We start from the raw sequence: 26,703 nt of genomic DNA, 5'->3' as shown, positions 1-26,703 counted from the left end.
GTTGTTGATTGTTGGAATCCCGTTTAGAAGCTGTTTCATGAAAAGCAGGTCCCTAAACGGGATTCTTCTTACCTCATTAAATCTCCTCCTTAATAAGGCTTCACAGGTATTTTGTCCCCCTTTGAAGGGGGTAGGGGGATGATAAGGCCGCTTCAAGAACCGTTTACCTTCCGCTAAGAGCAAGGGCAACCACAAGGGACTGCCCCTACAAGGACTTCGAGAATGCCCAATCTGCACGAGTAATCATCCCCCTCCCCCCTTCAAAGGGGGACAATCAGCTACCATTAAACATTGCCTCGTCTAAGGTTTACCTGTAGAAACCAGTCCAAGCTAAGAGGCAAGGTTCTCCCATCGTACCTTTGCTAGCACTATTTCTGGCTCAGTATTCTGGAAACAAGTCCAGAACACCCCAGCCGTTTACACGTTTTATACTCTTGACTCAAGACTCAGAACTCATGACTACTAACAATAAGCCTACCCTTTTCTATATATCAGATGCGCTGTGCGGCTGGTGCTTCGCCATGGGTCCGCAGATTGAAAAACTGCACGCCGCCTATGCTGACAAATTCCACTTTGAAGTGCTGAGCGGCGGCATGATTTTGGGTGACCGCGTGGGTCCTATCGGGAATATGGCCAGCTACATCAAGCAAGCCATGCCACGGCTCAATGAAATCACCGGCGTAAAAATGGGCGAACCGTATTTCACCGAGGTACTGGACAAAGGCACCTACATCTCTAATTCGGAGCCACCAGCCATTGCTCTGAGCATCTTCAAAGAACTGCATTCAGACCAGCAGGTGAAGTACGCCAAAGCCATCCAGGACCTGCAGTTCAAAGAAGGAAAGGATTTCAACCAAATAGAAACATACCTGCCTTTAGCACAGGAAGCTGGTATAACTGAGGAGCAGTTCCAGGAGCGTTTTGCCGATGAGAAGTACCGCCTCATGGCCCAGCAGGAGTTTGCGCAGGTGCAGGCCTGGGGTATTCAAGGCTTCCCGTCTATGGTGGCGCAGAGCGGCAATAACCTGTATCTGGTCACCCGCGGCTATGCCAAGTTTGAAGACTTAGCTCCCGCTTTGGAGCAGGTACTGGAGCAATAAAACAGCATCCAATCTTCTGCGAGCAGCCTCTGAGAAAGGGGCTGCTTGTTTTCTTTTGGCAGTTTCTCTGAATTTTCCGTAGAGTAGAAAAACTTACGTATCTACCGCTATGAAAAAGGAATCTACGCTACAGCCAACTCGTTCCTTCTGGAGAACAGGAATCTTTGCCGCCACCGCCAGCTTGTTTCTGCTGGGCGCCTGTGAGGCGAAACAACCAGCCGACCAGGAAGCGAAAGACCGGGATGAAGCCACGACTGACATCACCGAAGACGCTGATCCAGACAGCACCGTAGAATCTCCGGCCACTACGGGTTATATAGCTCCACCGGCCGGACCCGACCTGGTGTAGGCCCGGAAACCAGGTTACCCTAAGAACACCCATAAGCGAACAAAGCAGAGTGTTTGGCAGGAGACAAAAACCGCTTCCAGGGTTATTATAAGGCTATTTTTATTAAAAAGAAGCCCTGAACACTTAGGCTGTTTTACCCCTGTAAATACCATTCGTTTTTGGTTTTTCCTGAAACTATATTTATACAATAGTTGTATATACAATAGAGCAACGTACATTTGCCGCATGAACGGCAGAAAGCCCATGAAATTAGAGGACGAATTGAAGCAGAAGACATTTGGCAGCCCCTACCGCCGCATGGTGGTGAACGTTATGTTCACGGGCAATTGGCTGCAGAAAGAATTCTCCTGCCAGTTGAAGCAGTATGGCTTGTCGTTGCAGCAGAACAACGTGTTGGGCATTCTGCGCGGACAGTACCCTAATCCGGCCACGTTGGGCCTGATCCAGGAACGCATGCTGGACCGTGACTCCAACGCCACTCGTCTGGTAGACAAACTACTGGAGAAAGGCTTGGTGACCCGCTGCCAGTGCGCCGATAACCGCCGCAAGGTAGACATTGTGATCACCGAGAAAGGCTTGGAACTGCTGAAGCAGACTGACACCATTATGCAGAACCTGGAAGAGAAATACAGCCAGATTACCCCAGAAGAAGCCGTACAGATTGGCGAACTGATGGACAAATTAAGAGAACGAGAAGGTTAATATTTTTTTACCCATATAGTTGTATATACAACTTATGTTTACACAGAAATAAGATTATGAGCCAAATAGAAAATCAACCGCTGTTACAGCCTTATCAGAAAGGCGCCTTACAACTGAACAACCGTTTAGTCATGGCCCCCATGACCCGCAGCCGGTCTAATAACCCCGAGAACGTACCCACTGAGCTGAACGCCGAGTACTACGCCCAGCGCGCCAGCGCCGGTCTTATCATCTCAGAAGGTACGCCGGTGAGTCCGCAGGGTGTGGGCTACATCAACATCCCGGGCATTTACTCTGCCGCGCAGGTAGAAGGCTGGAAACTGGTGACCAACGCCGTGCACGAGAAAGGCGGCAAAATCTACGCGCAGTTGTGGCACGTGGGCCGCATGTCGCACCCAGATTTCCACAACGGTGAATTGCCGGTAGCTCCTTCGGCTATCAACCCCAACGACCAAGCGTTCACCGAAGAAGGTTTTAAACCAACCGTGACGCCACGCGCTTTGGAGACCGAGGAAATCAAAGGCATTGTGGAGGACTTCAAGAAAGCGGCTGCCAATGCAGTGGAAGCTGGTTTTGACGGTGTGGAGATTCACTCTTCCAACGGCTACCTGTTCCACCAGTTCTTCAGCCGCTGCGCAAACCAGCGCACCGATGAATACGGCGGAACCATCGAAAACCGCGCCCGCTTCTTCTTCGAGGTGCTGGATGCCGTAAAGGAAGTAATTGACCTGAGCCGCGTAGGTGTTCGTCTGAACCCGTCTATGCACGAGCAGTTCGGCATCACCGTTGATGAGGAAACCGCGCCTACGTTTGAGTACATCGTGAAGCGTCTGAACGACTACAACCTGGCTTATCTGCACCTGACCGAGGCTTCTCCTAAAGTAGCCGAGTTGCCTTACGCCATCAAGGAAATCGCCAAACACTTCCGTCCGTTATATAACGGCACCTTGATTATCAACGGCGGCTTTACGCAGGAAACCGGTAACAAAGTGTTGGCCGATGGATTCGCTGATTTGGTGGCCTATGGACGTCCGTTCATCGCGAACCCAGACCTGGTAGAGCGTTTCGCGCAGACTGCTGAGCTGAATGCCCCAGATTACAACACCTTCTACAGCAACACCGCAGAAGTAGGCTACACCGACTACCCTACCTTGGCTGAGGCTGCTGCATAACTTATAAGATACTATATCAGGAATAACACAACTGCATATATAGAAAAGGGCCGCACGCTTTGTGCGGCTTTTTTCGTTTCAGAGGTGCTCTGTGGAAATTAGGTTAAAATCGAAGCGGTTCCAGTCTTTTCTATGGCGCTTAAGTTACTTCTGTGCCATAGCAGCTCTACTAAAGCAACCCACCCCTACCCCTCCCAGGAGGGGAACTTTCTCCTGATGTATTCTCCATAGCCGGGGCAGTAGTCAAAATCAGCAGCCATTGATTGGTTCTGCATACCTAAAACCATTTGACACGCATATTGAAAATTCCCCTCCTGGGAGGGGTAGGGGTGGGTTATCCCGGAAAGCGGCAATATTGCATATCAAACCATCCCACTTTAGACCTACTTTCCCCAAAACACCCTCAAAACAAACTCCTCTAAACTCCTTAGCATCCAGCACTATTTTGCGGCAAATTCCTTAGCATAGAGTACCTTTGTGGTTCTGCTTAGACGAGTGAACGAGGTCCTGATGAAAGCTGATTCCCCATCCTTTGCCATCCTGCATTTATTTGCCACCGGCCCTTACGGTTCCAAACATGGGCTGCTGCAGGTGGGCGTGTTGTCGCTGCAGAAGGGGAATGCGGTGCTGAAGGAGTGGTTTGTCAACCCCGAGGCGGAGTTTGGCCGAAGCGTACAGAAACAGTCTAAAATCAGCAAAGAGCTGGCGAAGAGTGCCCCCACCTGGCAGGAACAGAAAGCCGAGGTGCAGGCATACCTAAGCTCTTTCACGCACGTGTTCTTCTTCCACGAACGGCACGAGCAAACCTGGCTGAAGCATTACATCCTGGCAGGCATGACCTCGCCGCCCGTCTGCGCCGACTTGGCCGTACTGTCCTCGTTCTTCCTGCCGCACCTCAACCTGATGGAGATAGGCGATGTGGTGGCCCGTTCCACCGCCGCCCAGAAAAAGCCGGCCTCTCAGCCCATGCACGTGGCGCTGGCGGCGCTGCACACGCACCTCTTCCAACTGCTGGAGGTGCTCTTGCAGAAAATCCCCAGCACGCCCGAGGATGAACCCGGTGAACCTACCCTGTTCATGCAACTGCTAAGGCAAGTGCTGGACTTAGGCGCCATCTTCATGGGCACCGCCTGGCGCACCTTGCTGCACGCCGCCGAGCACATTGAGACGCTGGAGCCGCTGGATTTGCACTGGCTTACGCCGCCTGCCACCACCCAAGTGCCCGTGTTGCCGTTTCACCTGCGGGAACTGCTCACTTCCTGGCTCCCTACCGTACCCGATGCGCCCACGGTAAAACCCCGCGTAGACATCGCCCAACCGTCTGACCAGCTCATCCATGATGCCCTGCACGCCTGGTACAAGAAACACGGCCTGCCCGAGCGGTATGCCCAGATGCAGTACTCCAAATTCTGCAACAAAGCCCTCACCGACAAAGGCACTTTTGTGGCCGAGGCCGGCACCGGCACCGGTAAAACCATGGGCTACCTCATGGCCGCCGCCGAGCTGCTGCGCCTGAACCCTGGTCGCAAAGTGGTGGTAGCCACGGCTACCAAAAACCTGCAGGAGCAAGTCATGCAGGGCGAGATTCCGCGCCTACGGTTCAAGGGCGGTTTACACGCGCATCTGCGGCCCGCCATTGTGAAAGGCAAAAACAATTACCTCTGCATCTCGGCGCTGCTGGATTTGTATGACGAGCTGGTGGTGCAGGAGAAAGGCACCATCCGGGAAGGGCTGAGCTGGCTCTATTTAGTGCTGCGCGTGCACCATACCCAAGGCGAGGTGGAAGAGATTCCGCACAACATCAGGGCCATCTTACCGGATACTTACCGATTGCTCAGTGAGGCCAACGCCCAGGAAGTCTGCGTGCCCAAACTGTGCCTGGAACCCGCCAAGTGCACGTACGCCCGCCACATGGAGCAGGCCTACGCCGCCGATATCATCGTCACGAACCACCACAAGCTGCTGCAGTTGCCGCCCAAGCTCACAGATTTAATCAAGCACTGCATCATTGACGAGGCCGACCAATTCCCTGATTTCGCCCGGAGCGCCCTCAGCATGAACTTCAGTTTGGCCGTGATGGAAGCCCGGCTACTGCGCCCGTTGTTGGGCAAAGACTACCGCAAAGGTTTCCTGGACATTGTGGCCGAAAAAGTAGCTAACCAGGCAGACACCGAAACCGCCCAACTGGTGCTAGCCGAGATTGACTCCATCCACCGCGACTGTACTACCATCAGGGCCAGTGGCGAGTTGATTCAAGCCCTTCCCATTCAAGGGGAGCAGCGGTGGCAGGAGGAAGTGGCGCTGGTAGAAAACGGCCGCTGGACCAAAAGAGAATTCAGTGCCGATATTGAACAGGCCCTGCAGGAACTCCTGACGGCCGTTCAGTTTGTGGCCGGCAAGATAGACCGCATTCTCAAGCTTCTGAAAAAGCCCGAGGACAAGACCTACAGCCGCCTGGAAACCTACAAAGAAAAAGCCGCCGAGTTCGCCGATTCGCTCATGAAAATTACCAGCGATTTCCCGGCCCGCAAGTGGATTCATGTGCTGGAGAAAAGCGGTCAGCACTGGTCGGTGAGCAAGATGCCGTACTACCTGCAGGACGAGATGGACAAACTGCAGAACATCTACCCCAGCCTGCTGTTCACCTCGGCCACGCTGTACGTAGGCGGCAACACGCAGTACTTCAGGAACCAACTGGGCCGCCAAGAGCCGTTTGAACAGGAAGTGCGCTACCTGTCGCCGTTCAACTATGAGCAGCAGGAAAAGGTCCACGCCGTAGTGCCCGCGTTCATCCCCTGCTATGAGCACAAAATGCCGCTAGACCAGAAGCAGGCTTGGCTGCAGACTTCCATGGAAACGTTGCTCAAATGCATTGTGGCCCTGAACGGCCGAACATTGGTCCTTTTCACCAGCCGCCGTGACATGGAAGATGCTTACCGATGGCTGCACCCGCGCCTGCCCGCCTATGACATTGAACTGCTCAAGCAAGAAGGCACTAGCTTGTGGGAAATCAGAAGGTTCCGGCAAGAGGAGCATTCCGTTTTGCTGGGCCTGGACCGCATGTGGTCAGGCGTGGATTTCCCGGGCGTCACGCTCTCACAGGTGATTGTTTTCCGGTTGCCGAATGCCTCGTTGGGAAACCCCTTGGTAGCGCACCGCCGCGAGGTAGAGGGCGGTTATTTCTGGAGCAAATTCTATTATCCGGCCAGTCAGCACAAGTTACGCCAGGGATTCGGGCGCTTGGTAAGGCGCGAGAAAGACAAAGGCGCTTTTGTGATTCTGGATTCCCGCGTGCACCATACCGCCCGCATGCAGCACCTCAAAGATGAACTTCCGGTAGACATCACGCCTTTCCACGCCGGGGAAGAAATGGAAAATTGGTTGCTGAAGATACTGCTACCGAAACTGGAGTTAGCCTCTGAGTGGGAACGCCGCGGGGTTTCGTTTTCACAATCCTAATCGTTTCAGGCCTGCTTTCCAGAAACCAGGCCTGAAACGCACCTCTACCTAATATTCCGATGGAATGCGTACGACGTTATAGTGTAACGTCGCTACAGGGCAATATGTAGCGTCGTTGCACTGCAACGACGTCAGCCAGCAGGATAAAAAGCCGCTGCCCTCTAAAGCAATACAAGCAGGGCGCAAGACGCCTTCCACATGCGTCAGCGTTATTCTTTGTTCTTCCTTCCTGATATTCAGGAACTCTTCCGGCGCCTGCTGCTGTTCACAATCGGTTTCTGTCTTCTTACTGACAATCAGGCAGTTCAAGCGCAGAAGCGAATAATTTAACCGCCCAAGGCAGTTTATTTCATAATTCTAAACTTTCTGCCTTAACTTTGGGCAATTTATACATACCGCTTTACTAATGCCGAAAGATAATTCCATTAAGTCAGTCTTAATCATTGGTTCCGGTCCCATCGTTATTGGGCAAGCCTGCGAATTCGACTACTCTGGCTCCCAAGCCGCCCGCTCCCTGCGCGAGGAGGGGATTGAGGTAACCCTCATCAACTCAAATCCCGCCACCATCATGACCGACTCTATCACCGCGGACAACGTGTACCTGAAGCCGCTGGAGAAGAAGTCTATCATTGAGATTCTGGAGAAGCACCAAATTGATGCGGTACTCCCTACCATGGGTGGGCAGACTGCGTTGAACCTGGCGATTGACTGCGACAAAGCTGGTATTTGGAAAAAATACGGGGTACGCATCATTGGTGTAGACATCAAAGCCATTGAGACCACCGAAGACCGTGAGAAATTCCGTCTGCTCATGCTGGATTTGGGCGTAGGTGTCTGCAAAGGCAGCACCGCAACCTCGTTCCTGGAAGGGAAAGAAATCGCCCAGGAAATCGGCTTCCCGTTGGTTATCCGTCCGTCGTTCACCCTGGGTGGAACCGGTGGTGGTTTCGTGAACTCTCCAGAGGAATTTGACCAGGCCCTTACCCGCGGTCTGCACGCCAGCCCTACCCACGAGGTACTGGTGGAGCAAAGCATTATGGGTTGGAAAGAGTATGAGCTGGAGCTGTTGCGCGATAACATCGGGAACGTGATTATCATCTGCTCCATTGAGAACTTTGACCCGATGGGTATCCACACGGGTGACTCTATTACAGTAGCCCCAGCCATGACCCTGCCAGACACCATCTACCAACAGATGCGTGACTTGGCTATCAAAATGATGGCGGGTATCGGGCAGTTTGCCGGCGGCTGTAACGTGCAGTTCTCGGTGAACCCTGATGATGACAGCATCATCGCCATTGAAATTAACCCCCGCGTGAGCCGCTCCTCGGCGCTGGCTTCCAAAGCAACCGGGTACCCTATTGCCAAAGTAGCCGCGAAACTGGCCATTGGCTATAACTTAGATGAACTGAAAAACTCTATCACCAAGACTACCTCGGCGTTCTTTGAGCCCGCGCTGGACTACGTGATTGTGAAGATACCGCGCTGGAACTTTGACAAGTTCAAAGGCGCGAACAAGAAACTGGGTCTGCAGATGAAATCTGTAGGCGAGGTAATGGGTATTGGCCGTACTTTCCAGGAGGCGCTGCAGAAGGCTTGCCAAAGCTTGGAAATCAAGCGGAACGGCCTGGGCGCCGATGGCAAAGAGAAAACCAACTATGACCAATTGATGGACAGCCTGGCCAACCCAAGCTGGGACCGCCTGTTCACCATCAAAGACGCCATGAAATTTGGTGTAGCCACCAGCACCATACAGAAGGTGACCAAAATTGACCCGTGGTTCCTGCAGCAGATTGAAGAGCTGGAGCTGACCGAGCGTGAGGTGCTGAAATACACCATCGACAATATTCCGGTGGACCTGATGCGCTCTGCCAAAGTAAAAGGCTTCGCTGATAGACAATTGGCGTACCTGCTGCGTTGCAAAGAGAGCGAAGTTCACGAGAAGCGCACGAGCATGGGTATCAAGCGCGTGTTCAAAATGGTAGATACCTGCGCCGCCGAGTTTGAGGCCGTGACGCCTTACTACTACAGCACCTTTGACGGCGAGAACGAAAGCGTTGTCACCGATCGTAAGAAGGTAGTGGTATTAGGTTCTGGTCCTAACCGCATCGGGCAGGGCATTGAGTTTGACTACTCCTGCGTGCACGGCGTACTGGCGGCCAGCGAGTGTGGTTATGAGACCATCATGATTAACTGCAACCCCGAGACGGTAAGCACAGACTCAGACATTTCAGACAAGCTGTACTTTGAGCCAGTATTCTGGGAGCACATCTACGACATCATCCTGCACGAGAAACCAGAAGGCGTGATTGTGCAGTTGGGTGGACAGACCGCTCTGAAGCTGGCTGAGAAATTGACCCGCTATGGCATCAAAATCATGGGTACTACCTATGAGAGCCTTGACCTGGCCGAGGACCGCGGTGCGTTCTCTACCCTGCTGAAAGAAAACAACATCCCGTACCCTCCGTTCGCGAGCGTGACTTCTGCCGAGGAAGCGCTGGAAGTGTGCAAAGACCTGAAGTTCCCGCTGTTGGTACGTCCTAGCTACGTATTAGGCGGTCAGAACATGAAGATCGTGATCAACGAGAAGGAGCTGGAAGCGCAGGTACTGGACATCCTGAAAGATAGCCCGGGCAACCACGTACTCCTGGATCACTTCCTGGACCGCGCCATTGAGGCCGAGGCAGATGCTATCTGTGACGGTGAGAACGTGCACATCATTGGCATCATGGAGCACATTGAGCCAGCTGGTATCCACTCCGGTGACTCGTACGCGGTGCTGCCTCCGTTTGACTTAGGCGAAGACGTGATCCGTCAGATTGAGGAGCACACAAAGAAAATCGCGCTGGCCCTAAACACGGTTGGTTTGATCAACATTCAGTTCGCCATCAAGAACGGAATTGTGTACATCATTGAAGCGAACCCACGTGCCAGCCGTACCGTGCCGTTCATTGCCAAGGCTTACCAGGAGCCGTATGTGAACTACGCCACTAAGGTGATGCTGGGCGAGAAAAAGGTAACCGATTTCACCTTTAACCCAGTGAAGAACGGTTTCGCGATCAAAGTACCGGTGTTCTCGCACAACAAGTTCCCAGAGGTGAACAAAGAGCTAGGCCCAGAAATGAAGTCTACCGGCGAAGCCATCTACTTCATCAATGACCTAGAAGACGAGTACTTCACTAAGGTGTACTCAGAGCGCAACCTGTATCTGAGTATGTAATTCTGGTAGCACGTAGCTCGTATCACGTAGCACGACGTTAATTGATAAAGAAAAGGCTGTTCCGGTTGGGGCAGCCTTTTTGCGTTTTAGGGCTAATTTGAGAAAAGAAGCTGTAAATCAGGGCAAGATCAGCAGATGTAAACATCCCTTTCTCTTCTTGAGGGGAATATGTGGTTGGTGAACGCAGTTCAGAAATCTTGACGTGATGGAAGTACAGAAAGGCGGTGTGTGGGTTGATGAGAACTCCAGACTATTTAGTGAAGCTTTTCTGGAATGCGTGCGGACACGAGCCGGAGGCTCGCGCCAGCGGATCAGTACACGTGCATTTGAGGCTATCCCCTCACGGCAGTTGCAAACTGCCGACTATTCTAGGTCCAAGTCACAGACTTGAACCAGGGGAAATACTCAAGGAAAGCAATAGGGTAAGACCTTAAATAGCCTGCTCTGCTTTGATAAACAACCTCTGCTTTGTTATACAACGCAGCAGCCCAAAGAAGCCGATTCCAGTCTTTCGGGCGAGCGCCTTAGCAGGTTCCGGTGCCGCAGGCATTGCGACCGAAAGGGAGCAATGGAAGCTGGTACAGCGCGAGCGCGGAAGACGGGGCCCCGCGGCCGTGAGCGCATACCGCTCCCTATGCAATGAGCCGCTCATGAGTCACTGGATCAGCGGTCAAATCGCTAGCATCAGCAGAAGCTATCTAAGCGAAAGCGTATCAAACAACCAAAAATCAAAGAAAGCGAGCCTTCAGCTCCGGGGTAGGCAGCATACAGCTTTCCTGTTGCCCAAACCATTTGTAGCGGTTGCGCGAAACCCAGTCATAAAGAGGGTCTCGCAGGAAAGTGGGTACCAGCAGAAAGGCATACAGCAGGGACCAACCTCCGTTAAGCCGACGCACAATGCGCAGGGCGGCGGTGGAGCGGGAGTACAGTTTCCCGTTTTCCAGAAGCAAGACAGTCTTGAACTGTTCCGTGGGCAGGCCATGCGCTTTCAGAACTTTCTGCCCCATCTCAGACTGCAATGAGGTAAAGTGGAAATATCCCTCAGGATCATGGTTGATCACGAACTGCACAAACCCGTTGCAGAGGTTGCAAACGCCGTCAAATAGCACCGTGGTAGTGGCTGGAAGCATAAGGCATCTTTTCTAAAGAGGTACAGAAACCGGTACGTAATGGTACGCAGTTAGCACGTATGAATACGTACCACACACCCTATTTACGAAAACTTTACACGTATAGCGTAATAATTTTTAGCAGAACATGGCACCTTTCTAAGAAGCACTCGTAAAAGATGAACTTGAAAAGGATAACCATTAATTCATCTTTCATTAACCTATCGAAACTATGAAAAAAACATTTGTAAACCTGTTCGCGGTTGCCGCTTTCGTTGCAACTTCGGCGCTGACGTCCTGCTCAGGTACAGGTGAGACCACTACGGACACCACCACTACAGACATGAGCACTGAATCTGGTACCACTACTGGTACTACTGGCACCACCGGAACAACTGGTACAACCGGCACTACTACTGGTACCACCTACGGAACCACTGGCACCACCACTGGTACTACCGGAACAACTGGTACTACCACCGGAACCACTACTGGTACAACAGGTACTACCGGAACTACCGGCACCACAGGTACAACTGGTACCACCGGAACTACAGGCACCACTACCGGTACTACCACAGGTACAACTGGTACTACCACCGGAACCACCACTGGCACTACAACTGGTACCACTACCGGTACTACTACAACTGGCCGCTAGTAGCTTGAGATAAGCGTTCTTCGGAACCGCAATGTATTGCAGAAAAGGCAAGACCTGGTGGTTTTGCCTTTTCTGTTTTCACTCTTCACGCACAAACCATTATGCATCTACTAAGACAGTATCTGGAACGCGTATTCTACACCGATACCCGGGCGCTCTCCCTCATGCGGATCTGGGTGGCCAGCGTATTGTTATTGGACATTTGCATCAGGGCAACCGACCTGGAGGCGCACTATTCCAACATGGGAATCCTGCCTCTCCACGTGCTGCACTCCAACGCCTGGAACCAGTATTTCTTCTCCTTTCATGCCTTAAGCGGCATGTGGCAGTTCCAGGCCGTGCTGTTTGCCATTGCGGCGGTGGCGGCTATCTGCCTGTTACTGGGCTATCATACCCGGTGGGCCACGTTCGTTTCCTGGATCTTACTGCTCTCGCTGCAAAATAGAAACCCACTCATTTCCCAATCTGGCGACAGCCTGCTGCGGATGCTGCTTTTCTGGGGCATGTTCCTGCCCTGGCACCGGCATTACTCCCTGGATGCCCGCCGGGCTCCTATCATAGAAACCACAACCCGGTATCTTAGTGTTGCCTCGGCGGCTTACATCTGCCAGGTAGCGTGGGTGTATGTCTTCACGGCCTTGCTGAAAAGCGGCGCAGACTGGACAACAGACGGTACCGCCCTTTACTACGCCCTCAGCCTTGACCAGATCCTGATGCCTGGTGGGCGCATTCTTTACCAGTATCCCTTACTGATGAAGCAACTCACCCACATCACCTATTTTATGGAGTTGTGGCTGCCGTTTATCTTGCTGATTCCGTGGCGAAATACCTGGTTCAGGATGGTGTTCTTTGTTGCGATAGTAGGCCTGCACATTGGCATAAGTTTAACACTGTTTGTGGGCTTGTTCTATCTTATCAGCATCTCGGCGGTAATGGGTCTGTTGCCCACTCCGGTGATGGATGTGGTAGACCGGTACCTGCGCTATGGCTATACCAAAATACAACGCAGGTGGGCTCAGATGGGGCATGGCTGGCGCTCTCCGGTAGACATGCAGGTGCAGTTCAAATGGAATTCCCCCCAATGGGCTGAGTCGCTCAGGTACCTGCGCGAAGGAGTGGTCCTGGTGGCCTTTGTGTTGGCGCTGTGGTGGAACCTGAGCACTTTGGGCAAATCCTACTTCCAGATGCCATCTGGCTTTCACTGGGCTACGCTGATTCCCAGATTAGACCAGAACTGGAGCATGTTCGCGCCCAATGTGTTTAAAGAAGATGGTTGGTATGTTCTGGAAGGCACCACCAACAGTAACCGCAAGGTAGACCTGAACCAGCAAGGCAAGGAACCAGACACCGCAAAACCGGCCTCGGTGATGAGCATGTTCAAAAACGACCGGTGGCGCAAGTACTCAGAAAACTACCTGTTTGTACCCAATGAGTACATGCGGCCTTACTATTGTTTTTACCTCCTGCGCCGCTGGAACGAAGAACATCCGCAGCCTGAGCAAATCAATGAACTGAACGTGATCTACATGAAAGAAGTGTCACTACCAGATTACAAAACCGAACCCATTAAGCGGGAGGTGCTTTGCAACTGCAGGCCTTAAAATAGTTAGATGTTCATCAATCCAAATCATTAGTTATGCCACGAGGAGATAAATCTGCTTACACAGACAAACAGAAGCGGCAAGCAGAACACATTGAAGAAAGCTACGAAAAACGTGGCCTGAGCGAAGAAGAAGCAGAAAAACGCGCCTGGGCAACCGTCAACAAGCAAGACGGCGGTGGTAAGAAAAGCGGCTCCGGTCGTAAGCATTAAACCAGCGTTTCATGGATGCTTAACCTAAAAAAAGCCGAATCGGGGCTGTTTTCAGGAAAACAACTCCGATTCGGCTTTCTGATTGACATTGGTAAGGTGGCGCTTTCCTTAAACTTTCACCTTCCGCAGCCATCTAGCTACACCACCGGCCACAACTCCCGCCAGCAAATAATAGCCAATGGTAAGTGCCTGCGTTTGTTTGGTTCGGCCGCTTGGGGCAACGCCCAATCCCATGGGTCCGGGCAGAACTACGCCGCCTACACCCGCTAAGGCTCCCAAAATGGTGCCGCGCCACAACGCTTTTTTACCGCCTCCGGTTAAGCTGTAGTACACCCCGTTGGAGACAATATCTCCCACCAAAGACCAGGCGTGCAGTTTATCATCATCGGGGGGCGTCTGGCCGGCGTACCGCAATCCCTTGGCAATGGCGCGCATGCCCAATATGTCCATGCGGGGAGCCTCAGGGTAGAAGCGCCGCACGCTTTCATGGACAATGGTGACGGCCACAGCTCCTGCCAGTCCGCTTAGGCCCGACCGGAGCCATTTGTTCAATCTTTTCTTAGATGCCTTTTTGGTGGTTTTATCCCGTCTTACTGTTCTGGTAGCTTCCATAGTTTCTTGGTTTAGAGCAGCACCCCGCGTTGCAGGCACTGGTATTACTTCATGAGATTTAACCGTTTTTTTACGCGAAGGTTGCTTGAACGGCATATCACCTCTCAGGGTAAGTCTGAATCAGGGTTATTTTGGTTAAAACAAGCCCAAAACCCATACTGAATCTTTTTACCTATCTTTGTGTCTACTAAGGGGGCAGATAGTGTTGCCCCTCTTTTTTTATGCAGGCCTAAGTGGTAGGCCTTTATTTTTTATAATGACATTTTCTGAACTTCAATTAATAGAACCTCTTTTGCAGGCACTGCAGGAAGAGGGCTACACCTCCCCCACCCCCATCCAGGAACAAGCAATTCCGCCCGTATTGAACGGCGATGACCTACTGGGTTGCGCGCAGACCGGCACCGGAAAAACGGCGGCGTTCAGTTTGCCGCTCCTGCACCGGTTGCACGAGGCAGGTCCATCGCACCCGGCTAAAGCCATCAGGGCGCTTATCCTGACCCCAACCCGGGAACTGGCGCTGCAGATTGGCGACAGCATTCAGGCCTACGGACGTCATACCAAAATCAAACACACCGTTATTTTTGGTGGTGTTGGCCAGGTACCGCAGGTAGAGCAGATCAAGCGCGGAGTGGATATTCTGGTGGCTACCCCAGGCCGATTGCTGGACCTGATGAACCAAGGCTTGGTGTCGCTCAAGTACATTGAGACCTTCATCTTGGACGAGGCCGACCGGATGCTGGACATGGGCTTCATCCATGACGTGCGCAAGGTTATTGCCCAGATTCCGGCCAACCGCCAGACGCTTCTGTTCTCGGCTACCATGCCGCAGGAAATCCAGAAACTGGCCAACAGCATTCTGAAAGATCCGGTGTATGTAGAGGTAACGCCAGTATCAAGCACCGCTGAGAAGATTGACCAGAAGGTGTTTTTTGTGGAGAAAACCGCTAAGCGGGCTCTGTTGAAGCACCTCCTGAAAGAAACCGGCATTAAAAGAGCCCTGGTTTTCTCCCGCACCAAACACGGCGCAGACCGCATTGCCAAAGAACTTTCCAAAGTGGGCATCGCGGCGCAATCCATCCACGGAGACAAAGCCCAGAGCACGCGGGTGAGAGCCCTGAGCCAGTTCAAAAACTATGAACTGCAGGCTTTGGTGGCTACTGATATTGCGGCCCGCGGGATTGACGTAGACGACCTTACCCACGTTATCAACGTGGATTTGCCAAACGAGCCCGAAACCTACGTGCACCGCATTGGCCGTACCGGTAGGGCGGGCGCTGAAGGGTTGGCCCTCTCTTTCTGCGATGACACTGAGCTGCCGTACCTGCGCGACATTGAAAAGCTCACCAAGCAGACGATTCCGGTAGAAGAGGAGCAGCCTTTCCACGCCGATTACAAGAAACTTCCACTGGCTGGCGGCAAGGCCACCGATAAACTGGCCAAAGCAGCTTCCGGCGGAAACAGCCAAAGCCGAGGGCCAAGAAGCGGCGGCCAGAATAACCGCAGACCAGAGCAACGCCCTGCTGGCTCATCTGGCCAGAGCAGCAACAGAAGACCAGAGCAGCGCCAGGGCAACAGCCAAGGCAGCGGCGGTAGTGGCAACAAACGGTCGAGCCGAAGCCGAGGTCCCAGAAGATAACCGTTACCAAACAGAAAGGCCGAGCACGTACACATGCTCGGCCTTTCTGTTTGTTTAGAGACAGTCTTACTAGAATCTTGCAACTACATTTCCTGGCAAGAATCCGTTTCTAAAACTGTTTTCAATTAAGAATTCTGAGTGCTAGAACCCTTAGATTTTTTGCCAACTTTAGATTGTCCGCCAATCCAGCCTTGGTTGTTGGCCACCCAGTAAGTAGCTCCCAGCAATGCTGCGCCACCCAATACTTTCTGAGTAGTGCTCATGCTGTTGTAAGAACGGCCCACAGTAGAACCAAGGTTTTTCACCGCTTGTGGCATTTGGATGTTTTTCACGCCGCTGGTGATAGAGCCTACAAGCCCGCCTTTACCTTGGTTGGCAGATGATCCGGTGTTTGAATCTTGTGAGTAAGAAGTTGCATCCTGAGATGCAGCAGATGGCTGTTGATTTTCCATAGTTGTAAATAATTTATGATGTTCAGTTCATTTTCTCGTTCCAGGCAGTGAGCTCGGCAAGCCTTCCTCGTAACCCGGCGAATCCATTTTATCGCAAATAAGCCCGAATGGTTGCACTCCTTTCTGAATTTTCTACCATTATTTTCAAAAGAGCAGATTCCAAGAAACTACATCACAGCAGCGCTATATACTTCAATTGGTATATAGAAGGTTTAATTTCCAGAAGAAAACGCGCTCATTCACAGGACACTTCTAAATTGGCTTTCCCATGAACTTCTCAATAGTACTAGGGTCAATTGCCTAGTATTTACCGCAAGCCATTCTTGGGAAAGTATTAGTTGCGGTTCTCTCACAGAGTATGCCTTTGACGGGGGTTGTTCAAGGCTTCTCTTCTGTAAAACGGCTATCTGTTTTAGGGCTATTTTTCGTAGAAAGCTTCTAAAACAAACCATTTTGTTCGAAGCCTTGAATGGGTTATCCTGCTCGTCTGGCTTTTCTTATGCAAAAGCCCTTGTAAGAAAAACCATTAAAGCTGGACTAATAGGTTGTTTTATATAGAAGACGCTATATTTACTCACTTTCCCACGAATCCACTTACCCACCTCAGACCATGATCTATAAAAAGACGCTTACCCTTTGCCTCTCCCTCCTGCCGTTTACCGGAGTCTTTGCGCAAAAAGACATCCAGCAGAAAGACGTGGAGCGCATCATCCGCACCCTGGCCGCCGATGATATGATGGGCCGCAAAACCTTCACGCCGGGCGTGGAGAAAGCCGCCGATTTCATCTCCAACGAGTTCAAGCAGATTGGCTTGCAGCCCTTGGCCGGTGACACTGATTTCAAGCAGGAGTTCAAGGTATTCACCCTGAAGCCCAGCAAAGCCGATATTGAGATCAACGGTAGCCGCCTGAAGCCTGAGGAGTTCTTCTTCAGCACGGTGCACCGCAAAGTGGAATGGGAGGAAAAAGCGCCTCAGCCTATTTTCATTGGTGAGAACGATGATTTCCGGCAGGGTATCAACAAGGCCCGTCGGGTAGAGAAAGACGCCTTGGTGATCATCCACCCCAAGCACCAGGAGATGTTTAACCGCTACGCCGGGTACTTCAAGCAATCTGCCCCGGTGACGGAACTGGGCAAAGGCAACACCAAAATCTTCGTCTTGTCTCCGCTTACGCAGGTTACTTCCTTTGATATTGAGATCAAGAATGACGTAGAGGAGCTTCCCTTGGCCAACGTAGCCGGCATGATCCCCGGCAATCGTACAGACGAGTACATCGTGTTCTCCGGCCATTATGACCACATTGGCACCATGCAACCCGTAGCCGGCGACTCTATTGCCAATGGCGCCGATGACGATGCCTCTGGCACTACCGCGGTAATCACCCTGGCCAAGCACTTTAAGAAACAAGCCAAGCCTGAGCGCACGCTCCTCTTTGTGGCCTTCACCGCCGAGGAAATTGGTGGTTACGGCTCCCAGCACTTCTCTCAGCAACTGAACCCCGATGAGATTGTGGCCATGTTCAACATCGAGATGATTGGCAAAGGCTCCAAGTTCGGCCCGAACAGCGCCTACATCACCGGTTTTGAGAAATCTGATTTCGGTACGCTGTTGCAGCAAGCCGTGAAAGGTACGCCGTACAGCTTTCACCCAGACCCGTATCCGTCGCAGAACCTGTTCTACCGCTCAGATAACGCCACGCTGGCCCGTTTAGGCGTTCCGGCCCATACCATTTCCTCGGTGCAGATTGACAAAGACAAGCTCTACCACTCCGTGGATGATGAGGTAGAAAGCCTTGACATGGCCCACATGACCAACATGATCAAAGCCATTGCCATGGGTGCCAAAGACTTCGTGCAAGGCAAGAAAACTCCTAAGCGCGTAGACAAGACGCAGGTGCAGTAATCTATACCACGTTGGACCTTTTCACCTTTATCCCTTTAGTAGTCAGTCTTAGTTTTTTAGGAGTAGGCTTATTTTTCATCTATCTTGACCATAGATGTGCCAAGTACGGGTTTCACGCTGTAGGCACTATCATTAAGTTAGAAGGTGGGTGGAGGTTTAACACAGGTAGTATCAGCTACATGTATTCCCCAATTGTTCAATTCCACTCAGATAACCACCAGTTAATAGAGCAAGAGCTGGAAGTAAGGGCCAGCATTCCTCTTTACCGAAAAGGGCAATCTATACAAGTGGCCTACTACCAAGGGAAAGTGTACCCAACAGGAACGGGATGGAAGTTGTTTTACTGGAGTGTCTTCCTGCTGGGCTTAGCAGCAACGCTTTACCAGATTTACAAGTGGTAAATTTTCTACTAAATTGCCTCCCCTTATAGATAAGCGAATCCCCTGTTTTTGATCTGTTTCTCAGAAAGCAGACAAAAAACAGGGGATTCGCTTTTGCCATATTGTACAGCCCCCTCTTTTTTTGTCATCCTGAAAGAATCTTGTGAGCTAACTAGGGAAGCATTGCTCAAGCGCTATTACCGTTCGCTCACAAGATCTTTCCAAGATGACAGTAGAAGTGGGTATTGACCTCGTAATGTGCGAAGCTCCTATGAGTGTCTCCTCCAAAAGCAAAAGACCTCACAGGTTTTCAAAACCTGTGAGGTCTACACAACCGATTTCCGTTTATGGGCTCCTTTTAAATAACCAAGCTTTAAACAGCGGTTCTGTTTTTAAGAGAAATCAATCTAAAAATTCCCTCGCAACGTCAGCATAAAATTGCGGCCGGAAGCGCTTACGCCCGAGGCATAGACGCGGTAGAACTTGTCCAAGATATTCTCTAAAGCAGCCTGCACCTGCACTCTGGGGTGCAACTGGTAAGCGGTTCTCAGGTTGAGGGTGTACCAGGTGGGCACGCCCTGCGGGGTGGCGTACTGCAGGTTGTCCTCGCCCACGGGGTTGTAGTCTTCCAGGTGTTTCCAGCCGTTGTACTGCACGAAGAACTCAGAACGGAACTTAGGCAAAGTCAAAAACAGGCTGGTTTTACCGAAAACCGGCGGTATGTGGTCCAGCGGGGTCTCGCCGGTTTCAGCTTTAATGCGGCCGTAGGTGCAAGTGAGCGTGGAAGCCAGACGGAAGGCCTGGGTCACATCGGCGGAAAGTGTTCCGCTGATGCCGTAGACGTAGGCTTTGTTCGCGTTCACGTTCGCTACTACGCGGCTTAGTTGTCCGTTGTACTCTACTTCGCTCTGGCCAAGGTACGTGAACGGCTGCGTGGTGATGGCATCGCGGTACCAGGTGTAGAACCCAACGCCTTCCACCCGCACGGCTTGCGCAATGGTCTTCCCGATGGATAGCTCCGCGTTGTAGGTGTACTCCGGCTTAAGAGTAGGATTGGGCACCACCAACTGACCGGCCACCGATTCGAACACCTTTGCCAGGTCATCTACGTTGGGTGCCCGGAACCCCGAGGAGGCCACAGCGGCAAAACGCCAGTCACGGCCCGGTTGGTACACCAGGCCCAGGTTGCCGTTCAGGGCAGTATTCTTCTGCGTTACGTCATCAAACGGAAACGGAAAAAAGGTTTTGTCCTGGGAGAAATCGGCGTTCAGCTCTACCCGGCTCAGGCGGAACCCATCAGAGAAAATCCATTGCGGCGTAATCTCCCAGGTGTGCGTGAAATAAGCAGCGGCGGTGCGCATGTCTGAGCCGCCACCGGGGTAACGGGTATCCAGGGGCGAACGCTCGCCGGTAGTCAGGTTAGTGCCGTAGGCGCGGGAGGAGACCTCATTGTAGGTTCCCTCCAGGCCGTAGCGGAGTTCGTGCTCGCCTAAGATCCGGCTGGCATCTGCGTTGAGGGTGTAGACATCCACGTGTTCCAGGCGGTTCTGCAGCGGACCGCGGTTGAAGCGGCGGTTATGGCGACTTTCCTCCACGCTCTGGTAAGCGGCGGTCACGCGTAGGTTTTCCAACCAGCCCCGACCTTTGGTGGTGAACGTGTAGGCGGCCAGCCAGCGCTCCTGCGGACCGTAATACCACTCGCCGTGGTTCAGGCGGCCCTGGGCATCTACCTCGGTGAGGCGGTCGTAGCGCGGAATGTCTGAAGAGGTGGAAAACTGTAGGTTGAGCAGGTGCGCGGTCTTAGCCGAGGGCTGGAAAAGCACTTTCTGCAGCACATCGTACTGTTTGTAGCCGGTGAATTTCTGCACGTTGATGTTCTCATTGGGCACCATCACGTCCTCGCCATTGATGCGTTGGGCATAGTAAGGCCGAAGCCCCCAGGTGCCGTAAAACGGATTGCGGTTCTTGCCCTGGCGAAGATCCCCGAAGTCTGAGTAAGTGAAGCTGGTGAAACTGCCCCACTTGCGTCCGCCCACGGAGAAATCCACGTGACCGGTCTTTTCTTTGTTGGCGGTAGCGTAGCGGGTGAAAGCGCCGCCGGTCACGCGCACTCCGGCGCTATCGGCTAAGACGGGGTTTTTGGTGTAGAAATGGATGACGCCGCCCAGGGCATCGGAGCCATACACCACTGAGCCGGGGCCAAACACCATCTCCACTTTCTCCAAAGAAGCATTGTCTACCGTGATCACGTTCTGCAGGTGACCGCCGCGGTATATGGCGTTGTTGAGGCGCACGCCGTCTATCACCATCAAGACCTTGTTCGCCTCAAAGCCGCGCAGGATGGGACTGCCGCCGCCCGCCTGGCTTTTCTGCACCAGCACCTGACCCGTTTGCTGCAGGACATCGGCGGAGGTCTGGTTGTTCTGGAAGGCCAGTTCCCGCGCTTTCAGCACCTGAAATTGCTGCGGCACATCGGCACGCTTCTCCTCAAATTTACTGGCCGAGACCACCACTTCCTCCAGCGAGTAACTACGCTCAGTGAGCAACACCCGGTAATGCAGGCGTTCCAATTGGTTCACGGCCACGGTGCGGGGCTGGTAATCGGCGCGTTCAAAGCGGAGGCTGTCGGTGGGTCTGAACTCCTGCACATTGAACCGGCCTTTGGCATCGGTGAGCACGGTGCCGCCGCCCTGTACGGGCACAACCCGCACTCCAACCAAGGGCTGAAGATTGGCCCGGTCCTGTACGGAAACCCTCTGCGCCGATGCCGCCCAGGGCAACGCTATCAGCAGCAGAGCAAGATAAGATTTCATGAAAAATGAGATAAAAAGTAGGGGATCTTAATTACAGCGCCATCTCCATTTTGATGTCGGCGCGTTTGTACTCCTTAAGTTCGTCGGGCACTTCCACAAATCCTAATTTGTGGTACAGGTGCAGCGCCGTTTCCAGTTTGCGGTTTGAGAGCAGCATGAGCGTGGAGGCTCCCAGTTCCCGGGCTTTCTGGATGGCGGCCTCGCCCAGGCGCTTACCAATTTTAAGGCCTTGGGCCTTATCGGTCACGGCCATCTTGGCCAGTTCATAGGTCTGGTCGTCTACTTTGATCAGGGCGCAGGTACCCACAATCTCGCCGTTGTACTCGGCCATGAAAATGTGCCCGCCTTTGGCAATGATGTAGCCGTCTGGGTCGCCCAAAGATTTGAAGTCCAGTTCCTCCATCTCAAAGTAGCGCTCAATCCAGGCTTGGTTCAGCTCACGGAATTTAGCGGCATGAACGGGAGTATAGTCAATGATGGAAACGGTTGCGGGTGTAGAAGCGGTAGTCATAATTTTGAAAGTACTAGCGGGCAAAGATACTGAAACCACCTTGCGTTTAGGCTCCACTTTGCAGAAAAGAGGCTTAAAACAAAGTCTTCTCCTACCACTAAGGAGAGCCTGCTGATTTTGGGCTACTTTGGCTAAAACAGGCCTGAAAAAGAAAAGAACTGGAATTTGCCTGTATAAAGACAGGCATCCGGAACGAGTTGTGCGTTCTGCCTGTTCGGGTTTAAAGGAAAAAACCTATATTTCGCCCACAGACAAATCTCCCATGAAAAAGAATTTTCCTTTCCTCCTCCTATTGGGTTTTCTGGCGGCCTGCTCCAGCTCCAAACCCTCGCCCGAGGTGGTGGCTGTCGCGAAGGCAGTGGCGTCACAGGCTCCTTCAGAGTACACGCCGCACATTGACGAAGTACGTAAACAGTTTGCCCCAGACAAACGGGTAGCTTTATTTGACGTGAAGGCTTACAGCAACGTACTCACCGGCGAAACCAACTTACCTGCCGCCAAAGCCGCCTTACTGGAACGACTGCGCTCTGCCGGCATCACGTACCAGGACAGCATTCAGGTGCTGCCGCAGGCGGAGCTGAACGGGAATCATTATGCAGTAGTGACGTTGTCTGTCGCGAATCTTCGGTCTGAGCCCAAGCACCCCGCCGAACTGGCTACCCAGGCCACCATGGGTACTCCCCTGCGGGTCTGGAAACAGAAAAGCGGCTGGTACCTGGTGCAAACCCCGGATCAGTACCTGGCGTGGGTAGACGGCAGCGGCATCAAACTGATGGACCAAACCGCATTTACCGCCTGGCAGAAAGGCGAAAAGCTGCTCTATACCAATCCCTACGGCTTTGCCTACGCCACCCCGGACACCAAAGGCGCTACTGTGTCTGACCTGGTGTACGGCGATGTACTGGTGCTGAAAACCCAGACCAAAGGCTTCTACGAAGTGGCTTTCCCTGATGGCCGCACCGGCTTTGTTTCTGCTCCCGAAGTGGAGAAATACAACAAATGGGCCTCTACTCGCCAACCTACTGAGCAGAACCTGGTGGAAACTTCCAAGCGCCTGCTGGGCCTGCCTTACCTCTGGGGCGGTACGTCTTTTAAAGGTGTTGATTGCAGCGGCTTCACCAAGACCGTGTACTTCATGAACGGCCTGGTATTGCCACGCGATGCCTCCCAGCAAGTCCATATCGGTGAGCTGATTGACACCCAAAGCGGCTTCCAGAACCTGAAACCCGGCGATCTATTGTTCTTCGGGTCACCGGCCAAAGACGGCAAGCCCGAGCGCGTGGTGCACGTAGGCATGTGGATCGGCAACAACGAGTTCATCCACTCGGCCGGCCGCGTGCGCATCAACAGCATGGACCCCGCCGCCCCCAACCACGATGCCTCCGAACTGAAGCGTTTCCTAAGAGCCAAACGCATCTCCCCGCAGGCCACTCTTATAGACCTGAGAACAGCCTCGCTTTTCCAGTAAGCAGATCCATCATAAGACAAGCGCCTCGTTTTCGCCCTGATTCCCACAGAACAGGCCGAAAACGAGGCACTTTTTTGTTTAAAGGAGAAAGCTTTCCCAAGCTGTGTATTTGCTAAACGAAAGTCTCTGCAGTAGTCTGGCCCGCTCCCGCATTCCTTCGCTCGCCTCTGGCGAGTGTAAGCTATTCTGTGGCCTCTGGCCACAGGAAACCACTACTTGACATTTGATTAACAGCCCGCAGGGCGGCGAGACGCCACCCGATGACTCACACTCGCCAGAGGCGAGCGAGGGCTTGAGAACCTGGTCCAAAGCTCTCTGTATACTGACTTTCAGAACACATGAATACACATAAGCCGTTTCAAGACTGTTTTATAGAAAACAGCCCCGAAACGGCTTCTTTTCAACTCCACTCTAAGCGAAAGCTATTTCTCAATACTTCTCATGCACCTCCGTCATAATCCTGACCATCTCGTTACGGATATCCCCGGAAGAGACTTTAAAGTTGTTGTTCATAAAGCTGAACAGCAGCAGTTTCCCGCTCTTGGTTATAATATAGCCGCTCTGGTTATGCACGTGCGCCAGGGTACCGGACTTGCCGAAGACAAAAGGAGGCTCCGCTTTGTAGATGTTCCGGAAGGTGCCGGGGCGTCCGCCGGTGGCCATTAAAGGCAGGAGGCGTTCGGTGGGGCGTTCCTGCTGTAGTTTCTGCAGAAGGGCAATGATGCTGCGGGGCGTGAACATGTTCATGGAAGAAAGCCCGGAACCGTCTACCCACACCGGTGCATCGGGCAGGTCACTCAGGTAGTTCTTCACGGCGTGCTTAATGGCGCGCTCCACCGAGAGGGTATCAGATAAGGTGCCGGAGCACAGGGCCATTAGCTGCTCGGCAAAGAGATTGTCGCTTACCTGCAGCATGCGTTTGTAGACGGAGTCTGAAGGCAGGCCATAGAAGGTCTGGGCGCCTTGCGGCAGAGAACGGTTCTTGAGCAAGGTGACTTTCCGCTTCAGGGTGTCGGTGAGCAGACGCACGGTCATGTCCGGTGAGGGGATGAACGGCACCTCTACGGCGAAATCGGCGGAGGCGTGTTTGGGATAATAGGTCAGGTCATTGGTGCGCCAGGCCCGTACAAAAGCGTCGTTGTGGGAGTAGCGGGCGGTATCGGTTTTGACGGTGCGCTTGAAGATGGCCGGGGTGGTGGTATAAGGTTTTGCCGCGCCTCCTTTGCGGGCGAACTTCACCACGTTGCCGTGAATGGGGAACACGCTGCGCTCGGGCTGGTAATAATAGTTATAGTCGTCCCAACCCCAGTTGGTGGCGAAGGGCGTGCTGGTGTAAGGCGCTTCCAGGTAGTACAGCTTTTCCTTTCGGTTTTTCAGGAAATCATAGGCCACAGTGTTCTTCAGGTCCATGTGGGTGAAGGTAGGATCGCCGGTACCCCAGAAAATGAGGGAATCGCCGCGCACCACGTACTTGAGCGCCGGTATGGAATCGCCTAGCATTTTAAGGCAGGCGTAGAACGTGAACAGCTTGGTGTTGGAGGCCGGCACAAAGTACTTATCTACGTTGTGTTCCACTACCATTTTGCCCAGCGCCGGGTCATACAAAGCAAACCCCACAAAGCGGTTCTTGCCAATCTCAGATTCCAGCACCTGCCTTTTGATTTCCTCGGGACCGTAAGGCGGCGGCGTGGGTGCAACCGGTGGTGGAGTAGTGGCAACTGGAGGGGTTTTGGTACTGCTACAGCCTAGCAGAAAGAACAGGAAAAGACAAGGCAGCGAGAGCCATCGACGACCGAAGAGAAGGGTGTGCATAAACGGGGTAGGTTTCAGAACCCTTAATTAATCTAAGATTCTGACAGCATCAAAGATTACTTGAAAAATTTGCCGGCTTCTTCTCTCAAGCTAAGCCTTTCTTGTCCTGTTTCCTAGCGAATGGCCCTTCGGAAGAATTCCAGCACGCATTTCGTCCCCCTTTGAAGGGGGTAGGGGGATGATTACTCGTGCTGAGTATGGCATTTCTGGATTTTTGTAGGGGCAATTTCTTGTGTTGCCCAACTATGGCGCGGAAGTTACTTCCGTGACTTTAGTCCACAAGTCACGGAAGTAACTTCCGCGCCATAGAAAATAGAAAGAAGACGATTGTTAGGATTCACCTGGCACAGAATAGCCGTACTGCTTCTAGTTTTGAGCCACCATTTGAAAAACCAGCAGAAAAACAGGTGAAACAGGTGCAAACTCATTATTTTAACGCGCTCTTTCATCCGCACACCTGCTAAACCTGTTTTTCCTATGACGCTTAGAACCCGCCGCGAGGTGCTGGCTTCGCTTTCTATGGCCACTGCGGCCCTTCCCCTGTTGGGCTTCACCTCTGTCCCCGCTGTTAAGAAAGCCCCCAAAGCGATTCTTCCACCCCGCCTCAAACCCGGCGATACCGTGGGTTTGATCTGCCCTGCGGGCGCAGCGTTCAGCAAAGAGGTGGTGCAGATCACCAAGGAATCCATTGAGGCGCTCGGGCTGAAAGTGAAGATGGGGAAACACGTGTTTGACCGGTTCGGGTACCTGGCAGGCACAGACCAGGCCCGCGCCGAGGACGTGAACAGCATGTTCGCTGATAAAAGCGTGCAGGGAATCTTAGCCATTCATGGTGGTTGGGGCTGCGCCCGCTTGCTGCCGCTGCTGGATTATAAGACCATCCAGAAAAACCCGAAACCACTCATTGGGTACTCAGACATTACGGCGCTGCTTTTGGCCATAAACGCAAAAACCGGGCTGATAACGTTCCACGGTCCCGTGGGCTCGGCTACCTGGAACAAGTTCTCAGTAGACTCTTTCCGGCAGGTGTTGTTTGACGGTAACCCGGTGCTGTTTGAGAACCCCAAAGAACTGGGCGATAACCTCACCCTCACCAAAGACCGCATCACTACTATTACACCCGGCACCGCCCGCGGCAAACTGGTGGGCGGCAATTTAACGGTGCTCACGGCCATCATCGGTTCAGACTACCTGCCCAACTGGAAAGACGCCATCCTGTTCCTGGAAGACACCAACGAGGCCGTGTACCGGGTAGACCGCATGCTCACCCAACTAAAACTAGCCGGCGTGCTGGACCAAGTGAAAGGCGTGGTGTTTGGCAAGTGCTCAGATTGCGACCCGGGCCGAGGCTACGGCTCCCTTACCCTGGAGGAAGTGCTGGAGCAGCACCTGCAGCCGCTTAAGGTACCCGTTTACTCCGGGGCCATGATTGGGCACATCACGCACAAGTTCACTGTTCCGGTAGGCGCCGAGGCCGAAATAGACGCTACTGCCGGCACCATAAAGTTATTAGGCAGTGCCGTGTCCTGAT

19 protein-coding genes are annotated in these 26,703 nt (G+C 52.8%); 13 read left to right on the top strand and 6 right to left on the bottom strand.

Features of this window, described 5'->3' with window-relative positions:
- The first annotated feature begins 455 nt into the window (after window positions 1-455).
- The 6 genes from JT719_RS13745 to carB all read left to right on the top strand — a co-directional run bounded on the left by JT719_RS13745 (window position 456) and on the right by carB (window position 10,002).
- Entirely contained in the window at window positions 456-1,100 is a 645-nt protein-coding gene (locus tag JT719_RS13745) for a DsbA family protein (RefSeq protein WP_207433900.1), read from the top strand.
- 109 nt (window positions 1,101-1,209) lie between these two features.
- Entirely contained in the window at window positions 1,210-1,449 is a 240-nt protein-coding gene (locus JT719_RS13740) for a hypothetical protein (RefSeq protein ID WP_207433899.1), read from the top strand.
- Between the two features lie 243 nt (window positions 1,450-1,692).
- Window positions 1,693-2,151: a MarR family winged helix-turn-helix transcriptional regulator gene (locus JT719_RS13735; RefSeq protein ID WP_207433898.1), complete on the top strand. Its 459-nt coding sequence runs from the start codon at window positions 1,693-1,695 to the stop codon at window positions 2,149-2,151.
- Between the two features lie 56 nt (window positions 2,152-2,207).
- Entirely contained in the window at window positions 2,208-3,323 is a 1,116-nt protein-coding gene (locus tag JT719_RS13730) for an alkene reductase (protein ID WP_207433897.1), read from the top strand.
- Between the two features lie 510 nt (window positions 3,324-3,833).
- Complete coding sequence (locus JT719_RS13725) at window positions 3,834-6,782, top strand: ATP-dependent DNA helicase (RefSeq protein WP_207433896.1); 2,949 nt, start codon at window positions 3,834-3,836, stop codon at window positions 6,780-6,782.
- Between the two features lie 406 nt (window positions 6,783-7,188).
- Window positions 7,189-10,002, top strand: a complete 2,814-nt coding sequence (gene carB, locus JT719_RS13720; protein ID WP_207433895.1) for a carbamoyl-phosphate synthase large subunit — start codon at window positions 7,189-7,191, stop codon at window positions 10,000-10,002.
- A 728-nt stretch (window positions 10,003-10,730) separates the two neighbouring features.
- On the opposite strand, the gene JT719_RS13715 is transcribed toward carB, so the two are convergent.
- Entirely contained in the window at window positions 10,731-11,132 is a 402-nt protein-coding gene (locus tag JT719_RS13715; protein ID WP_207433894.1) for a thiol-disulfide oxidoreductase DCC family protein, read from the bottom strand.
- A 211-nt stretch (window positions 11,133-11,343) separates the two neighbouring features.
- Between JT719_RS13715 and JT719_RS13710 the strand changes: the two genes are divergently transcribed.
- The 3 genes from JT719_RS13710 to JT719_RS13700 all read left to right on the top strand — a co-directional run bounded on the left by JT719_RS13710 (window position 11,344) and on the right by JT719_RS13700 (window position 13,585).
- On the top strand, window positions 11,344-11,772 hold the full coding sequence (locus JT719_RS13710) for a hypothetical protein (RefSeq protein ID WP_207433893.1): 429 nt from the start codon (window positions 11,344-11,346) through the stop codon (window positions 11,770-11,772).
- A gap of 101 nt (window positions 11,773-11,873) precedes the next feature.
- Window positions 11,874-13,373 (top strand): HTTM domain-containing protein, encoded by a 1,500-nt coding sequence (locus tag JT719_RS13705; protein ID WP_207433892.1) that lies wholly within the window; start codon window positions 11,874-11,876, stop codon window positions 13,371-13,373.
- Between the two features lie 35 nt (window positions 13,374-13,408).
- Window positions 13,409-13,585 carry a hypothetical protein gene (locus JT719_RS13700; RefSeq protein ID WP_207433891.1) on the top strand — a complete coding sequence of 59 codons (177 nt, stop codon included), beginning with the start codon at window positions 13,409-13,411 and terminating at the stop codon, window positions 13,583-13,585.
- Window positions 13,586-13,693: 108 nt separating this feature from the next.
- Here the strand turns inward: JT719_RS13700 and JT719_RS13695 are convergent, their stop codons facing one another.
- The gene (locus JT719_RS13695) at window positions 13,694-14,197 is read right to left on the bottom strand and encodes a hypothetical protein (RefSeq protein WP_242693244.1); all 504 of its coding nucleotides are present in this window, start codon (window positions 14,195-14,197) and stop codon (window positions 13,694-13,696) included.
- Window positions 14,198-14,489: 292 nt separating this feature from the next.
- Between JT719_RS13695 and JT719_RS13690 the strand changes: the two genes are divergently transcribed.
- Complete coding sequence (locus JT719_RS13690) at window positions 14,490-15,833, top strand: DEAD/DEAH box helicase (protein ID WP_479725267.1); 1,344 nt, start codon at window positions 14,490-14,492, stop codon at window positions 15,831-15,833.
- A gap of 125 nt (window positions 15,834-15,958) precedes the next feature.
- Here JT719_RS13690 and JT719_RS13685 read toward each other — a convergent pair whose 3' ends face one another.
- Window positions 15,959-16,285 carry a hypothetical protein gene (locus JT719_RS13685; RefSeq protein ID WP_207433889.1) on the bottom strand — a complete coding sequence of 109 codons (327 nt, stop codon included), beginning with the start codon at window positions 16,283-16,285 and terminating at the stop codon, window positions 15,959-15,961.
- 610 nt (window positions 16,286-16,895) lie between these two features.
- On the opposite strand from JT719_RS13685, the gene JT719_RS13680 reads away from it, so the two are divergent.
- A complete protein-coding gene (locus JT719_RS13680; RefSeq protein ID WP_207433888.1) occupies window positions 16,896-18,188 on the top strand; it encodes a M20/M25/M40 family metallo-hydrolase in 1,293 nt (430 codons plus the stop codon).
- A gap of 787 nt (window positions 18,189-18,975) precedes the next feature.
- Here JT719_RS13680 and JT719_RS13675 read toward each other — a convergent pair.
- Window positions 18,976-21,381, bottom strand: coding sequence for a TonB-dependent receptor (locus JT719_RS13675; protein WP_207433887.1), 2,406 nt, complete (start codon window positions 21,379-21,381; stop codon window positions 18,976-18,978).
- Between the two features lie 31 nt (window positions 21,382-21,412).
- Entirely contained in the window at window positions 21,413-21,892 is a 480-nt protein-coding gene (locus JT719_RS13670) for a GNAT family N-acetyltransferase (protein WP_207433886.1), read from the bottom strand.
- A gap of 262 nt (window positions 21,893-22,154) precedes the next feature.
- Between JT719_RS13670 and JT719_RS13665 the strand changes: the two genes are divergently transcribed.
- Window positions 22,155-23,360 (top strand): C40 family peptidase, encoded by a 1,206-nt coding sequence (locus tag JT719_RS13665; RefSeq protein ID WP_207433885.1) that lies wholly within the window; start codon window positions 22,155-22,157, stop codon window positions 23,358-23,360.
- 429 nt (window positions 23,361-23,789) lie between these two features.
- Here the strand turns inward: JT719_RS13665 and JT719_RS13660 are convergent, their stop codons facing one another.
- Entirely contained in the window at window positions 23,790-25,172 is a 1,383-nt protein-coding gene (locus JT719_RS13660; RefSeq protein WP_207433884.1) for a D-alanyl-D-alanine carboxypeptidase, read from the bottom strand.
- Between the two features lie 477 nt (window positions 25,173-25,649).
- Between JT719_RS13660 and JT719_RS13655 the strand changes: the two genes are divergently transcribed.
- Window positions 25,650-26,702, top strand: a complete 1,053-nt coding sequence (locus JT719_RS13655) for a S66 peptidase family protein (protein WP_242693243.1) — start codon at window positions 25,650-25,652, stop codon at window positions 26,700-26,702.
- Window position 26,703 lies beyond the last annotated feature (1 nt).

This window comes from Sabulibacter ruber (genome assembly GCF_017355955.1).
Taxonomy (GTDB): Bacteria; Bacteroidota; Bacteroidia; order Cytophagales; family Hymenobacteraceae; genus Nibribacter; species Nibribacter ruber_A.
The sequence above is the reverse complement of the archived record's forward strand: the minus strand, read 5'-3'. Positions and strand labels throughout refer to the sequence as shown.